Source organism: Pseudomonas sp. MT92 (genome assembly GCF_058792515.1).
Genome location: NZ_JBXAFA010000012.1, coordinates 1 through 14722, shown reverse-complemented (window position 1 = coordinate 14722; position 14722 = coordinate 1). Strand labels below are relative to the sequence as shown.

General features: G+C 60.2%; 12 protein-coding genes. 3 read left to right on the top strand and 9 right to left on the bottom strand.

Annotation, left to right across the window (positions count from 1 at the left end; genetic code table 11):
* Positions 1-39: 39 nt before the first annotated feature.
* A complete protein-coding gene (locus AC1Q6D_RS21540) occupies positions 40-1122 on the bottom strand; it encodes a BMP family ABC transporter substrate-binding protein (protein ID WP_103403225.1) in 1083 nt (360 codons plus the stop codon).
* 287 nt (positions 1123-1409) lie between these two features.
* On the opposite strand from AC1Q6D_RS21540, the gene AC1Q6D_RS21535 reads away from it, so the two are divergent.
* On the top strand, positions 1410-2501 hold the full coding sequence (locus tag AC1Q6D_RS21535; RefSeq protein WP_103403224.1) for a calcium:cation antiporter: 1092 nt from the start codon (positions 1410-1412) through the stop codon (positions 2499-2501).
* 122 nt (positions 2502-2623) lie between these two features.
* On the opposite strand, the gene AC1Q6D_RS21530 is transcribed toward AC1Q6D_RS21535, so the two are convergent.
* From AC1Q6D_RS21530 to AC1Q6D_RS21495, 8 genes are all read right to left on the bottom strand, one after another.
* Positions 2624-3982: an 8-oxoguanine deaminase gene (locus AC1Q6D_RS21530; RefSeq protein WP_103403223.1), complete on the bottom strand. Its 1359-nt coding sequence runs from the start codon at positions 3980-3982 to the stop codon at positions 2624-2626.
* A gap of 164 nt (positions 3983-4146) precedes the next feature.
* A complete protein-coding gene (locus tag AC1Q6D_RS21525) occupies positions 4147-4836 on the bottom strand; it encodes an SDR family oxidoreductase (protein ID WP_103403222.1) in 690 nt (229 codons plus the stop codon).
* 110 nt (positions 4837-4946) lie between these two features.
* Positions 4947-5873, bottom strand: coding sequence for an ABC transporter permease (locus AC1Q6D_RS21520; RefSeq protein ID WP_103403221.1), 927 nt, complete (start codon positions 5871-5873; stop codon positions 4947-4949).
* Positions 5873-6979 (bottom strand): ABC transporter permease, encoded by a 1107-nt coding sequence (locus tag AC1Q6D_RS21515; RefSeq protein ID WP_103403220.1) that lies wholly within the window; start codon positions 6977-6979, stop codon positions 5873-5875. The genes AC1Q6D_RS21520 and AC1Q6D_RS21515 overlap by 1 nt, the downstream gene beginning before the upstream one ends.
* 11 nt (positions 6980-6990) lie before the next feature.
* Positions 6991-8556 (bottom strand): ABC transporter ATP-binding protein, encoded by a 1566-nt coding sequence (locus tag AC1Q6D_RS21510; protein ID WP_103403219.1) that lies wholly within the window; start codon positions 8554-8556, stop codon positions 6991-6993.
* A 533-nt stretch (positions 8557-9089) separates the two neighbouring features.
* Complete coding sequence (locus tag AC1Q6D_RS21505) at positions 9090-9671, bottom strand: IMPACT family protein (protein WP_103403218.1); 582 nt, start codon at positions 9669-9671, stop codon at positions 9090-9092.
* Between the two features lie 7 nt (positions 9672-9678).
* Entirely contained in the window at positions 9679-10329 is a 651-nt protein-coding gene (locus tag AC1Q6D_RS21500) for a TetR/AcrR family transcriptional regulator (protein ID WP_047537145.1), read from the bottom strand.
* A gap of 92 nt (positions 10330-10421) precedes the next feature.
* On the bottom strand, positions 10422-11342 hold the full coding sequence (locus tag AC1Q6D_RS21495) for a LysR family transcriptional regulator (RefSeq protein WP_047537148.1): 921 nt from the start codon (positions 11340-11342) through the stop codon (positions 10422-10424).
* 139 nt (positions 11343-11481) lie between these two features.
* Here AC1Q6D_RS21495 and aptA point away from each other — a divergent pair, with 139 nt between their 5' ends.
* Complete coding sequence (gene aptA, locus AC1Q6D_RS21490) at positions 11482-12831, top strand: omega-aminotransferase AptA (protein ID WP_103403217.1); 1350 nt, start codon at positions 11482-11484, stop codon at positions 12829-12831.
* 76 nt (positions 12832-12907) lie between these two features.
* Positions 12908-14401, top strand: a complete 1494-nt coding sequence (locus tag AC1Q6D_RS21485) for a CoA-acylating methylmalonate-semialdehyde dehydrogenase (RefSeq protein WP_090465112.1) — start codon at positions 12908-12910, stop codon at positions 14399-14401.
* The last annotated feature ends 321 nt before the right edge of the window (positions 14402-14722 follow it).

The following is a 14722-nucleotide window of genomic DNA, read 5'->3' as shown; positions in this document are numbered from 1 at the left end:
GGCAAGCCCGCTCCCACAGGGTTTGTGTTGATCGTTGGTTTACTTCGGCATCTCGGCCTTCATGCCTTCCACGTAGTAATTCATCGACGCCAGCTCCGCATTGGTCGCGCTCACGCCCGCCGGGATTTTCTCGACACCGGCCTGATCCTTGATCGGCCCGCTGAAGGGGTGCAACGCACCGCTCTTGATGTCGGCAATGATCTGCTCGGCCTCGGCTTTCACCGGCGCCGGCACCAGGTCGCTGATTGGCAGTTCAACCGTGCCTTCTTTCAATCCGCCCCAGTAATCCTGGGATTTCCAGGCATGGTCGATCACGCTCTGGGTTGCCTGAATGTAGTGCGGGGCCCAGTCATTGACGATGGACGTCAGCACCGCTTTGGGCCCGAAGTGCGCCATGTCCGAGGCGTAGCCGACGGCATACACGCCACGCCGCTCGGCGGCCTGGATCGGTGCCGGGCTGTCGGTGTGCTGGAACACCACGTCCACGCCCTGGTCGATCAGTGCGTTGGCGGCATCGGCTTCCTTGCCCGGATCGAACCAGGAATTGACCCACACCACCTTGATTTCGGTACCGGGGTTGTACTTGTTCAGGGCCAGTTGAATGGCGTTGATGTCGCGAATCACTTCCGGGATCGGGAACGATGCGACGTAGCCGATCTTCTTGGTCTTGGTCATCTTCGCCGCGAGGAAGCCGCCGACGTAGCGACCCTCGTAGGTGCGCGCCAGGTAGGTGCCGAGGTTCTTGTCCTGCTTGTAGCCGGTGGCGTGTTCGAAGGTCACGTTGGGAAATTGTCTGGCGACTTTCAGCGTCGGGTTCATGTAGCCGAAGGAGGTGGTGAAGATCAGGTCGTACTTGTCCTTGGCCATGTTGCGGATCACCCGTTCGGCGTCGGCACCTTCGGCGACGTTCTCCACGTAGTTGGTGGTGATCTGCGGACCGAATTTTTCCGCGAGTGCCTTGCGTCCCTGTTCATGCTGATACGTCCAGCCGTGGTCACCGATCGGACCGATATAGACGAAGCCGACTTTCAGCGGGTCGGTGGCACTGGCGGACAGGCTGGCGCTCAGACCGATGGCCGCCGTAATGGCGCAAAGCAGCTTCTTCAACGGACGCTTGTGCATGAATTGGAACTCCATGTTGTTGTGTGGTTGGCAGGGTCAATGCAAATTGCTGACCAACAAGACAACAAATGGCGCTGAATCGCATAACGCCCTTCGCGAGCAAGCTCGCTTCCACCAAAGCACCGTCAACCCCGTGGGAGCGGGCTTGCCCGCGAAGAGGTCGGCAGGGCCAAAAAAAGTGCATGGGCTTGTACGGCTGCAATGCACTGGTGCGTTAAGGTGTCGCGAACCATCAGCGCTGCTCCACAGTCAGTAGCTCATCGGCTCCTCACGGCAAAAGGCTCGACATGCTCTCCGTCCTCAAGCAAGAAACCTTTCTGCTGCTGGCCCTGATTGCCGCAGTCATTGCCTTCGCGCTGGAGCACTGGTTGCTGCACAGCGGCCAGGCCATCGCACTGATCGGCGGACTGCTGCTGATCGCGTTCATCGTCGCTGCCTCCATGCGCGTCGCTCACCAGGCCGAGTTGCTGGCGGAGAAAGTCGGCGACCCCTACGGCACCATGATCCTGACCCTGGCCGCCGTGCTGGTGGAGGTGCTGATCCTGGCGATCATGATGAGCAACGAAGCCTCGAAGACTCTGGTGCGGGACACGATTTATTCGGCGGTGATGCTCGATATCAACGGCATCCTCGGTCTGGCGGCGTTGATGGGCGGGCTCAAACATGGCGAACAGTCCTACAACGATGATTCGGCGCGCAGCTATAGCGTGATGATCCTTACCGCCATGGGGGTGTCGATGGTGGTGCCGGAGTTCATTCCCGAGGCCAACTGGAAGCTCTATTCGGCCTTCACCATTGGCGCGATGGTGTTGCTGTACGCTTTGTTCCTGCGCATGCAAGTCGGGCCGCACAGTTATTTTTTCAGCTATAGCTATCCGGACAAGCGTCGCAAGAAGGAACCCCTGGAAAGCGAACCGGCACCCATCAACCTGACGTTGTCCATCGGCATCCTGGTGTTCGGTGTGGTGGTGATTGGCGCACTGGCCGAGGTGATGTCCAAGACCCTCGATCTGGGCCTGGAAGGAACAGGCGCGCCGCCGGTGATAACGGCAATCCTGGTGGCGGCGATTTCCGCGGCGCCGGAGATTCTGACCGCGTTGCGCGCGGCGCTGGCCAACCGCATGCAGGCAGTGGTCAACATCGCATTGGGCGCGTCGCTGTCGACGGTGATCCTGACGGTGCCGGTGATGGAAGCGATGGCGCTTTACACCGGCCAGCCGTTCCAGATGGCCATGACGCCGGTTCAGACCGTGATGATCTTCATCACCCTGATCGTCAGCGCAATCAACCTTAACGATGGCCAGACCAACGCGATCGAAGGCATGACCCATTTTGTGCTGTTTGCGACGTTTATCATGTTGTCGCTGCTCGGACTTTGAATCTCCAACAAATCCCTTGTGGGGGCAGGCTTGCCCGCGATGAGGCCGTCACATTCAACATTTCTGTCGGCTGACAGTCCGCTATCGCGGGCAAGCCCGCTCCCACAGGGATGGTGGTCGGATCAGGTCCCGGCAATCAACTGTCGTGCCGCCTGGCTGTGATCGGCTATCAAGCCTTTGAGGTCGAGCCCCTCGACCTGTCCATCAATCACTCGCCATTTACCGCCGACCATCACCCGGTCCGCGCTATCCGCGCCGCACAGCAGTAGCGCCGATACCGGATCGTGGCTGCCGGAGAAGCGCAGTTCGTCGAGCTTGAACAGCGCCAGGTCGGCTTGCTTGCCCACGGCAATCTCACCGATATCGGTACGGCCCAACAGGCTCGCCGAACCTTTGGTCGCCCAACCCAGTACGCGTTCCGGCGTGATCTTCTCGGCACCGTAGCGCAGACGCTGGATGTACAGCGCCTGCCGGGTTTCAAGCATCATGTTCGACGCATCGTTGGAGGCCGAGCCATCCACGCCAAGGCCGAGCAGCGCGCCGGCATCGGTCAATTCGATGGTCGGGCAGATGCCGGAGGCCAGGCGCATGTTCGAGCTCGGGCAATGGCAAATGCCGGTGCCGGCCGCGCCGAGGCGGGCGATTTCATCCGGGTTGAAGTGGATGCCGTGGGCCAGCCAGGTACGCGGGCCGAGCCAGCCAACGCTGTCCAGGTAATCCACAGTGCGCAGGCCGAAGCGTTGCAGGCAGAAGTCTTCTTCGTCGAGGGTTTCGGCCAGGTGAGTGTGCAGGCGCACGTCAAGCTTGTTGGCCAGTTCGGCGCTGGCGGACATGATTTCCGGGGTCACGGAGAACGGCGAGCAGGGCGCCAGGGCGATCTGGATTTGTGCGCCGTCGCCGCGTTCGTGGTACTCAGCGATCAAGCGCTGGCTGTCGTCGAGAATCACCTGGCCTTCCTGCACGGTTTGTTGCGGTGGCAGGCCGCCGTCCTTTTCACCGAGGCTCATGGAGCCACGGGTGAGCATGGCGCGCATGCCCAGTTCGCGCACGCTTTCAACCTGCACGTCGATCGCATTTTCCAGGCCTTCGGGGAACAGATAGTGGTGATCGGCGGCGGTGGTGCAACCGGACAGCAGCAACTCGGCCAACGCGACTTTGGTGGCGAGGGCCAGTTTTTCCGGCGTCAGTCGGGCCCAGACCGGGTACAGGGTTTTCAGCCACGGGAACAAAGGCTGGTTGACCACCGGCGCCCAGGCGCGGGTCAGGGTTTGATAGAAATGGTGATGGGTGTTGATCAGGCCAGGCAGGATCACGTGCTCGCGGGCGTCGAACACGTCATTGCACGGTGCCGAAGGTTGTTGACCGAGGCTGAGCACTTCGACGATTACGCCGTCTTGCAGCACCAGGCCGCCACGGGCATCGAGACCGTTGGCCGTGAAAATGGCGAGGGGATTTTTTAACCAGGTACGGGTCGCAGGCATGTTGGCCGGCTCCTCTGAAAGTGGGGTTCAGGGTTGCCAGCTCAGTGTTGCCCTGTCTGCTGATCCAGGGTCGCCGGGGAGGCGAGGTGCGGAGTTTCGATGAAAACGGCTTTCCCGGCAAGCCTCGTCCGACAGAGCAACCGGCTTCCAAAGGGGGTTGTGTGTTACCAGGGAATGGTTTCACCCCGGTAATTCACAAAATGATGCCCGCCCTTGCCGGTGTACGCGTCCACCTGATCCACCAGGCCGCGGGTGCTGGTTTCAACGTCGATGTCGGCACCTTCACCGCCCATGTCGGTCTTCACCCAGCCCGGATGCAACGACAACACAGTCAGCTTCTGTTCGCCCAACTGGGTGACGAAGCTGTTGGTCATGGAGTTCAGCGCCGCTTTGCTGGCCTTGTACAGTGCCAATTCCGGCGCGTCCGGCATGGTCACGCTGCCGAGTACCGAACTCATGAACGCCAGCACGCCGGTATCCGGCCGGATCTGCCCGATGAAACGCTGAGCCAGGTTGATCGGCGCGACGGCGTTGGTGAAAAACAGCTGACCGACATCGGCCAGCGTCGCACCGCCGTTCGGCGTCTGCACGTCAGGGCCCTTGACCCCGGCATTGACGAACAGCAGGTCGAACACTTCGCCTTTGAGCTGTTGGCTCAATGCGATTACCGCTTGCTGGTCGTCCATGTCGAGTTTCTCGATCCGCACCTTGCCCAAGGCCTGTAAGGCATTGGCGTTCTGCGGGTTACGCACGGTGGCGGTGACTTGCCAGCCGTCGGCCAGCAGGGTTTTCACCAGCCCGAGGCCCAAGCCCCGGGAGGCGCCGATGATGAGTGCGGTTTTTGCCGTGGACATGATGGGCTTCCTTGAAAATTGAACGTCGCGGACTCGATGGGCGCGCGGGTTGAGCCTATGCTGCATCGCTTGATGCCAGGCGTCGAGTCCGTTGTTGTCTGTTGTTCAGACTAACGCCCGGCCTGCCACGGCTGTCCCAACGACACCGGCGCATATAACCGGGTGCGCACCGCATCCCGGGACAACAGCACCAGCACCACAATGGTCGCCACGTACGGCAGCATCGCCAGCAGGCTCGATGGAATCGCCAGCCCCAAACCCTGTGCCACCAGATGCAGAATGCTGGCGAGCCCGAACAGGTAGGCGCCGAGCAGCAGTCGCCACACCCGCCAACTGGCAAACACCACCAGTGCCAGGGCAATCCAGCCGCGTCCGGCGCTCATGTTTTCCGCCCACATCGGCGTATACGCCAGGGACAGATACGCCCCGGCCAACCCCGCCATCGAACCGCCGAACAACACCGCCAATGCGCGCACGCCCAGCACTGGCAAGCCCATGGCACTGGCCGCATCCGGGTTTTCCCCGACTGCCTGGATAATCAGCCCGACGCGGCTTTTTAGAATCACCCAGGCCACCAGCGCAAACAGGGCGAACGACAGATACACCAGCAGATCCTGGGCAAACAGCATGCGTCCGATCAGCGGAATTTCACTCAAGTAAGGGATCGCCAGGGGTTCGAAACCCGCCAGTGGTTTACCGACCCATGCCGCGCCGACGAAGGTCGACAGGCCCACGCCAAAAATCGTCAGCGCCAGGCCGGTGGCCACCTGGTTGGCATTGAACACCAGCGCCACCAGTGCAAACAGCGAGGACAACAGCATCCCGGCCAGCATGGCCAGCAACACCCCCAGCCACAAGTTGCCGGTACTGAACGCGACGATGAAACCGATCACCGCGCCAAACAGCATCATGCCTTCCTGGCCCAGATTGAGTACGCCGCTTTTCTCGCAGATCAGTTCACCCAATGCCACCAGCAGCAAGGGTGTGCCGCAGCGCACCATGGCGTAGAAAATATTGCTCAGCAGATCGATATCCATCACAGCGCTCCTGCGTGTACGGCGGTGGTGGGGGCGCGGCGGGTCCAGCGCAGGTTCAAACGCGGGCGATAGAGGATCAGCACATCACTGGCCAGCAGGAAAAACAGCATCATTCCCTGGAACAATTGCGTGATCGCCTGGGGCAGGTTCAGGCTCATTTGCGCGCTCTCGCCACCGATGTATAGCAGCGCCATCAACAGGCTGGAAAACAGAATGCCGACAGGATTCAATCGACCAAGAAAGGCCACGGTGATCGCCGCGTAGCCGTAGCCGGGCGACACTTGTGGCACCAATTGACCGATCGGCCCGGTGACTTCGCAGACGCCGGCCAGCCCCGCCAAACCGCCGCTGATCAACAGCGCGAGCCAGATCAGGCGCTTCTCGCGAAAGCCGACGAAACCGGCCGCGCGCTTGTCCAGCCCAAGCACTTTGATCTGGAAACCGACAAAGCTTTTCTGCAACAACACCCACACCGCCACCAGCGCGAGCAGGGCGAAATACACCCCGGCATGCACTCGTCCTTCCTCCGTCAGCAACGGCAAGCGACTGGCATCGCCGAACATCGCCGACTGCGGAAAGTTGAAGCCTTCCGGGTCTTTCAGCGGGCCATGAACGCAATACAGCAAGAGGTTCAGGGCGATGTAATTGAGCATGATGCTGGTGAGGATTTCATTGGCATTGAAGCGCGTGCGCAACCAGGCGGTCAGACCGGCCCATGCCGCGCCAGCGAAGGTGCCGGTGAGCAGGATCAGTACCAGCGCCCAACGGCTTTGCATATCGATGATGTTCACCGCCAGCGCACTGCCGGCCAGTGCACCGAGCAACAGTTGACCTTCGGCGCCGATGTTCCAGATCCGCGCCTGATAGGCCACCGCCAGGCCCAGTGCGCAGAGCAGAATGGGCAAGGCCTTGACCAGCAATTCGGACACGCCATACCAGTCGCTGACCGGTGCGATCAGCAAGGTGTGCAGCGTCAGCAGCGGGTCATGCCCCAGTGCGATGAACAGCAGCGAGCCACAGCTCAGCGTCAGGACCGCCGCGAGCATCGGCGAACACCACAACATCAGGCGCGATTGCTGGCCTCGGGGTTCAAGAGAAAGCAGCATGTGACACTCCGTTAAAGCGTTGCGGATACAGGTGATTGAGGGGCGTCGAAGCGGCCGGCCATCCAGCCGCCGACATCGATCAGGCGGGTGTCGACCGTGGCGCGCAGTGGCGACAATCGTCCGCCGCACAAGGCGGCGAGGCGGTCGCTGATCTGGAACAATTCGTCGAGGTCTTCGGAGATCACCAGGATCGCCGCGCCAGCATCGCGCAAGGCAATCAGCGCCCGGTGAATGGTCGCGGCGGCGCCGACATCCACGCCCCAGGTCGGGTGCGCGGCCACCAACAGTTTCGGTTGCTGAAGGATTTCCCGGCCGAGGATGAACTTCTGCAAGTTGCCGCCTGACAGGCTGCGGGCCGGGGTTTGGCTGTCCGGTGTCTTGACCGCGAAGCGACGGATGATTTCTTCGGCCAGCGCTACGACTTTGCCGCGCTGCACCAGGCCGTGATTGACCAGCCCTTGTTGAAAGGCCGTGAGCAGGGCGTTATCCGCCAGGCTCAGTTCCGGCACGGCGCCGTGGCCAAGACGTTCGGCGGGGACGAACGCCAGGCCGCGCAGGCGACGCGCGTCGGGGCGCAAATGGGCCACCGCTTCGCTGCCAAAGCAGATCGTTGTGCCCTCGTCGCGGGTCAGCCGTTCTTCACCGCTGAGCAAGGCCAGCAATTCGTCCTGGCCATTGCCGGCCACCCCGGCGATGCCGACGATTTCGCCGCTGCGCACCTCAAGGTTGATGTTTTTCAGTGAACAGCCAAACGGATCGGGGTTATGCCAGGACAAGTCTTTGACCTTCAAGAAGGCTTCAGCGCCGCGCACCTTTGGATAATCGGTGATCAGTTCTGCAGCCTCGCCCACCATCAGTCGCGCCAATTGCGGGTCTGAACATTCGGCAGGCACGCATTGCCCAGCCACCCGGCCGCCGCGCAGCACTGTTGCGCTGTGGCACAGGGCGCGGACTTCGCCGAGCTTGTGGCTGATAAACAGAATGCTGCAACCCTCGGCGGCGAGCCGGCGCAGGGTGACGAACAAATCATCGGCCTCCTGCGGGGTCAAAACCGAAGTCGGTTCGTCGAGGATCAGCAGGCGGATGTCCTGCATCAGGCAGCGAATGATTTCCACCCGTTGCCGTTCGCCGATGGAGAGGCTGTGGACAAGTCGCTCCGGTTCCAGCGCCATGCCATAACGCTGTGAGACTTCACGGATCTTCGGTTCAAGTTGTTTCGGCGTGCCAGCCGCTGCGCCCATGGCCAACGCGATGTTCTGCGCCACGCTCAAGGTTTCGAACAACGAGAAATGCTGGAACACCATGCCGATTCCGAGGTTGCGCGCCTGAGCCGGGTTGCGCATGGTCACGCGTTGTCCCTGCCAGATCAGCTCCCCCGCGTCAGCGTGGACGACGCCGTAGATGATCTTCATCAGCGTACTTTTGCCCGCACCGTTTTCACCGAGCAAGGCATGGATTTCGCCCGGGGCGATGCTCAGGTCGATGTCATCGTTGGCCAGGCAGCCAGGGTAGCGCTTGCTGATGCTGCGCAGTTGCAAGCGTGGCGCTTGAATGGAATGTGGCACGGGATTGGGCATGACAGGCTCAGTGCTATGGACGTGTGCCTGTGGATAAAGCAATTTTCTGGCCATTGGGTCAGGAAATTGTCAAACCGCCATGCGTCAAGGCGTTGCGCAGGCCACTTCGCTGGGAGTCCTTCCGAATTCGGCACCACTTGAGGGCAAAGCCTTTGATCGGGCTCCGCTTTCGCTCGGCAGCGTTTGATCAAAAAATGAGCAGTTGAGCGTAAGCCATGTCCGGCATGGTGCGGCAGCGGCCATGAACGGGTTATCCACAGATTGCTCCACAGTATTTGTGCGCAAGCTCAAAGGGAGGGCATAAGCGCGCGACGGCTATCTTCTAAAGGTGATAAACCGCTCTAACTATTTGTTTTTATGTGGATTTGGCGTTTTCAATGTCGAATTGGACGAAAAGTGAGCAAAGCCCTGAAAGCCGCATGACAGAAGGGTTACAGCAGTATGTGCTCAGGTTATCCACAGTCGGGTGCACAGCTGATGTGGGCAAGTATGGAATAAGTGAAAAATCGGTGCGCCCCAAAAAAATGCAGGCCTCAACGCTGCAACAAAATGCGTCCCCGACTCAAGTCGGCGAGCTGGGATTGCAGGGTATCAATCTGACTTGCACCGACCGCCAACTGCAATTCCACACCATTGGCCGTGAAGCTTTCTTCCACCACCAGACCCCCGAGTTCTGCAACGCGCAGCTTCACCAGGGCTAACTCACTAAACGCACAGGCACAGCTCAATGGCACCCGACTGATCAACTCGATCTTCGGTGCTGGCTGCAGGCATTTGTTCGCACCGCCGCCGTACGCCCGGGCGAGTCCGCCGGTACCGAGTTGAATGCCGCCATACCAACGAATCACCAGCACCACGACCTGGTCGCAATCCTGAGCATCGATCGCGGCCAGAATCGGTCGGCCCGCCGTGCCGCCGGGTTCGCCATCGTCGGTGCTGCGGTATTGATCACCGATTTTCCATGCCCAACAGTTGTGCGTGGCATTCAAGTCGCTGTGTTGTTCGATGAATGCCTGGGCTTCAGCGGGGCTGGTGATCGGTGCGGCGAAGGTAATGAAGCGGCTTTTGCGAATTTCTTCGCGGTATTCGCAAAAACCACTGAGGGTAAAAGGCATAGGTGTCTTAAATAGTCGGAGTCAGGCCGCAGCCCTTGAGGATGATACGGATCAGGTTGTTGCCGGCGTCTTCCATGTCCTGCCTGGTCAACTTGCTGCGCCCGCTGACACGGCAAATCTGGGTGGCGAAGTCGGCGTAATGCTGGGTGCTGCCCCACAGCAGGAAGATCAGGTGCACCGGATCGACTGGGTCCATTTTGCCAGCATCGATCCACGCTTGAAACACGGCGGCCCGGCCCTGGAACCAGCTGCGATAGTCCTGGTTGAAATACTCGGTCAGGCATTCGCCACCGCTGATGACTTCCATGGCGAAGATGCGTGACGCCTGCGGTTGACGCCGGGAGAACTCCATTTTGGCCCGGATGTAGCGGGTCAGGGCTTCAGCCGGATCGTCCTCGGCGGTCAAGGTGTTGAAGGTGCTGTCCCACAATTGCAGGATGTTACTCAGCACCGCCACGTACAAACCGAGTTTGTTGGTGAAGTAGTAATGCAGGTTCGCCTTCGGCAACCCGGCATTCAGGGCGATGGTGTTCATGCTGGTGCCTTTGAACCCGTGACGGGCGAACTCGTCTTCGGCGGCTTTGATGATGGTCTCTTCGTTCTTCTGACGAATGCGGCTGGCGGGTTTTCCACCGTGGGCTGGGACTTCAAAGGTCATAGGCACTTCCGGACAAGTGGGTGGGTGCATCCAGTGCGTTGATAGCGCACCCATGGGCTTCAGACAAGTCCCGTCGCAGGATTTGCGTTTGTTCAGCGCGTGGCGGCCAGGCTTTCGAGGAAGCTTTCCAGCACCAGATGAGGGCGACGGCCCTTGCGCGTGACCGAGGCGAGACTCAGGTCATAAAAGCGCGCATTGGGTTTCAGGGCGCGTAACCGGCCTTGTTGCACCCAAAGGCTGGCGTAGTGGTCCGGCAAGTAACCGATGTAGCGCCCGGTCAGGATCAGGAACGCCATGCCTTCGCGGTCGGAAGCACTGGCGGTGCAGTTGAGCGCCTGATAATGGGCCTGGATTTCAGCGGGCAAACGAAAGGTCGGCGCAATGGCGTCCTGGCTGTTCAGGCGTTCATCATCCAATTGTTTGTCATCGACATAGAACAGCGGATGGCCAACCGCGCAGTACAGCAACGAGCGTTCGCTGTAGAGCGGTTGATATTCCAGCCCCGACAGTGCGCTCGCCTGTGGCACCACGCCGACGTGCAGGCGACCGTCGAGTACACCTTGTTCCACCTCGTTGGGCGCGATCATGCGGATCTGGATTTGCACGTCCGGGCCGCGCTCTTTCAATTGCGCGAGCGCGTGGGTGATACGCATGTGGGGCAGGGTGACCAGGTTGTCGGTCAGCCCGATGGTCAATTCACCGCGCAAGTGCTGGTGCAGGCCGTTGACCTCGGTGCGGAAACTTTCCAGTGCGCTCAATAGCTGCAATGCCGATTGGTAAACCTCGCGCCCTTCCTCCGTCAGGGAAAAGCCGGCGCGACCGCGTTGGCACAGGCGCAGGCCGAGGCGCTGTTCCAGGTCGCTCATCTGCTGGCTAATGGCCGAACGACCGATGCCGAGCACGCTTTCAGCCGCGGAAAAGCCGCCACATTCGACCACGCTGCGAAAAATCCGCAACAGGCGGATATCGAAGTCGCTGACTTGAGCCAGTGGATCGGGACGGCGAATACTCATGCGGGCTGCTCGAATGTTTAGTGAGTGGCAGACTGAAGGTTACAAAAGTTGCATTTCACCGACTTTATCGCCGTGGCAACTTAGCTGCAACAACGGTTTTCAATCCCTACGCCGCTTATTGCCTTGCGAGGTTTCGCTCATGAACTTGCCCGAAAACGCCCCGACTTCTCTGGCCAGCCAGCTCAAGCTCGATGCTCACTGGATGCCATACACCGCCAACCGTAGCTTCCAGCGCGATCCGCGTTTGATTGTCGGCGCGGAAGGCAGCTGGCTGATCGACGATAAGGGCCGCAAGGTTTATGACTCGCTGTCCGGTCTGTGGACCTGCGGCGCCGGGCACACCCGCAAGGAAATCCAGGAAGCAGTCGCCAAGCAACTGGGTACCCTCGATTACTCGCCGGGCTTCCAGTACGGCCATCCGCTGTCGTTCCAACTGGCAGAAAAAATCACGGATCTGACGCCGGGTAACCTGAACCACGTGTTCTTCACTGACTCGGGTTCCGAGTGCGCCGATACCGCCGTGAAGATGGTCCGTGCCTACTGGCGCCTGAAGGGCCAGTCGACCAAGACCAAGATGATTGGCCGTGCCCGTGGCTATCACGGCGTGAACATCGCCGGCACCAGCCTCGGCGGCGTGAACGGCAACCGCAAACTGTTCGGCCAGGCGATGATGGACGTCGATCACTTGCCGCACACGTTGCTGGCGAGCAATGCGTTCTCCCGTGGCATGCCGGAGCAGGGTGGTATCGCCTTGGCAGACGAACTGCTGAAGCTGATCGAACTGCATGACGCGTCGAACATCGCAGCGGTATTCGTCGAGCCAATGGCCGGCTCCGCTGGCGTGCTGGTTCCGCCACAGGGTTACCTCAAGCGTCTGCGCGAGATCTGCGATCAGCACAGCATCCTGTTGGTGTTCGACGAAGTGATCACCGGTTTCGGCCGTACCGGCAACATGTTCGGTGCCGACACCTTTGGCGTGACCCCGGACCTGATGTGCATCGCCAAGCAAGTCACCAACGGTGCGATCCCGATGGGCGCGGTGATTGCCAGCTCCGAGATCTACCAGACGTTCATGAATCAACCGACCCCTGAATACGCGGTGGAATTCCCGCACGGCTATACCTATTCCGCACACCCGGTGGCGTGCGCCGCGGGCCTCGCAGCACTCGACCTGTTGCAGAAGGAAAACCTGGTGCAGAGCGTGGCCGAAGTCGCACCGCATTTCGAAAATGCGTTGCACGGTCTGAAGGGCACCAAAAACATCATCGATATCCGCAACTTCGGCCTGGCCGGTGCGATCCAGATCGCTCCGCGTGACGGCGACGCGATCGTGCGTCCGTTCGAAGCGGGCATTGCGCTTTGGAAAGCCGGGTTCTACGTGCGCTTCGGCGGCGACACCCTGCAGTTCGGCCCAACCTTCAACAGCAAGCCGCAAGACCTTGATCGTCTGTTCGACGCGGTGGGTGAAGTGCTGAGCAAAATCGACTGATTTCTCCTTCTATATACATACACACAACGGGCGCGCCGATTGGAGCGCGCCTGTGGACAACTTTTCAGGAGCTTCCATGAGCGTTATTCCGCATTTGATCAATGGCGAACTGGTGACCGAGAACGGTCGCGCGGTTGATGTGTTCAACCCGTCCACGGGGCAAGCCATCCACAAGCTGCCACTGGCGACCCGCGAAACCATCCAGAGCGCTATCGATGCTGCCAAGGCTGCGTTCCCGGCCTGGCGTAACACGCCGGCGGCCAAGCGTGCCCAGGTGATGTTCCGCTTCAAGCAACTGCTGGAGCAGAACGAATCCCGCATTGCTCAACTGATCAGCGAAGAACACGGCAAGACTCTGGAAGATGCTGCCGGTGAACTGAAGCGTGGCATCGAGAACGTCGAGTTCGCTTGCGCAGCACCGGAAATCCTCAAGGGCGAGTACAGCCGTAACGTTGGTCCGAACATTGATGCCTGGTCCGACTTCCAGCCGCTGGGCGTAGTGGCCGGTATCACCCCGTTCAACTTTCCGGCCATGGTGCCGCTGTGGATGTATCCACTGGCGATCGTGTGCGGCAACTGCTTCATCCTCAAGCCTTCCGAGCGTGATCCGAGCTCGACGCTGCTGATCGCACAGCTGCTGCTGGAAGCCGGCCTGCCGAAAGGCGTGCTGAGCGTGGTGCACGGCGACAAGACTGCGGTGGACGCGCTGATCGAAGCGCCGGAAGTCAAAGCGCTGAGCTTCGTGGGTTCGACGCCGATTGCCGAATATATCTATTCCGAAGGCACCAAGCGCGGCAAGCGCGTCCAGGCGCTGGGCGGGGCGAAGAACCACGCGGTGCTGATGCCCGACGCGGATCTGGACAACGCCGTCAGCGCACTGATGGGGGCCGCTTATGGTTCCTGCGGCGAGCGTTGCATGGCGATTTCGGTAGCCGTTTGTGTTGGCGACCAGGTGGCGGATGCGCTTGTGGCCAAACTGGTACCGCAAATCAAGGCATTGAAAATCGGTGCCGGCACTTCTTGCGGTCTGGACATGGGGCCTCTGGTCACAGGTCAGGCACGCGACAAGGTCAGCGGTTATGTTGAAGACGGCGTTGCAGCCGGCGCGAAACTGGTTGTTGATGGCCGTGGTCTGAGCGTGGCCGGTCACGAGGAAGGCTTCTTCCTGGGTGGCTGCCTGTTCGATAACGTCACCCCGGAAATGCGCATCTATAAAGAAGAGATCTTCGGGCCGGTGCTGTGCGTGGTTCGAGTGAACAGCCTGGAAGAGGCCATGCAACTGATCAACGATCATGAGTATGGCAACGGCACCTGCATCTTCACCCGTGATGGGGAAGCGGCACGGTTGTTCTGCGACGAGATCGAAGTCGGCATGGTCGGCGTCAACGTGCCGTTGCCGGTGCCGGTGGCTTATCACAGCTTTGGTGGCTGGAAGCGTTCGCTGTTTGGCGACCTGCATGCTTACGGCCCGGATGGCGTGCGCTTCTACACCCGTCGCAAGGCCATCACTCAGCGTTGGCCGCAGCGTGCTAGCCATGAAGCGTCGCAGTTCGCATTCCCTAGCTTGTAAGTAGAAGGGAATAGAGGGCCGACCCATTGGGTCGGCCTTTTTGTTTTCGGGCCTTTTTGACCTGTATGACAGATTTACGAAAATAGGAGTTGACGGCAGATTCTGGAAGCCTATAATTCGCCCCACTTCCGGCGCAGTCGAAACGGAAAACTCCTTGGCAAACAATGAGTTACGCAGTGTTCGGCAGCAGGTTGCTTCAGGTCATCGAAGTCGAAAGGAAGTTGAAAAAGAGGTGTTGACAGCGGCGAGTAACGCTGTAGAATTCGCCTCCCGCTGACGAGAGATCGAAAGCGCAAGTGGTTGAAGTTGTTAAGGAATCCT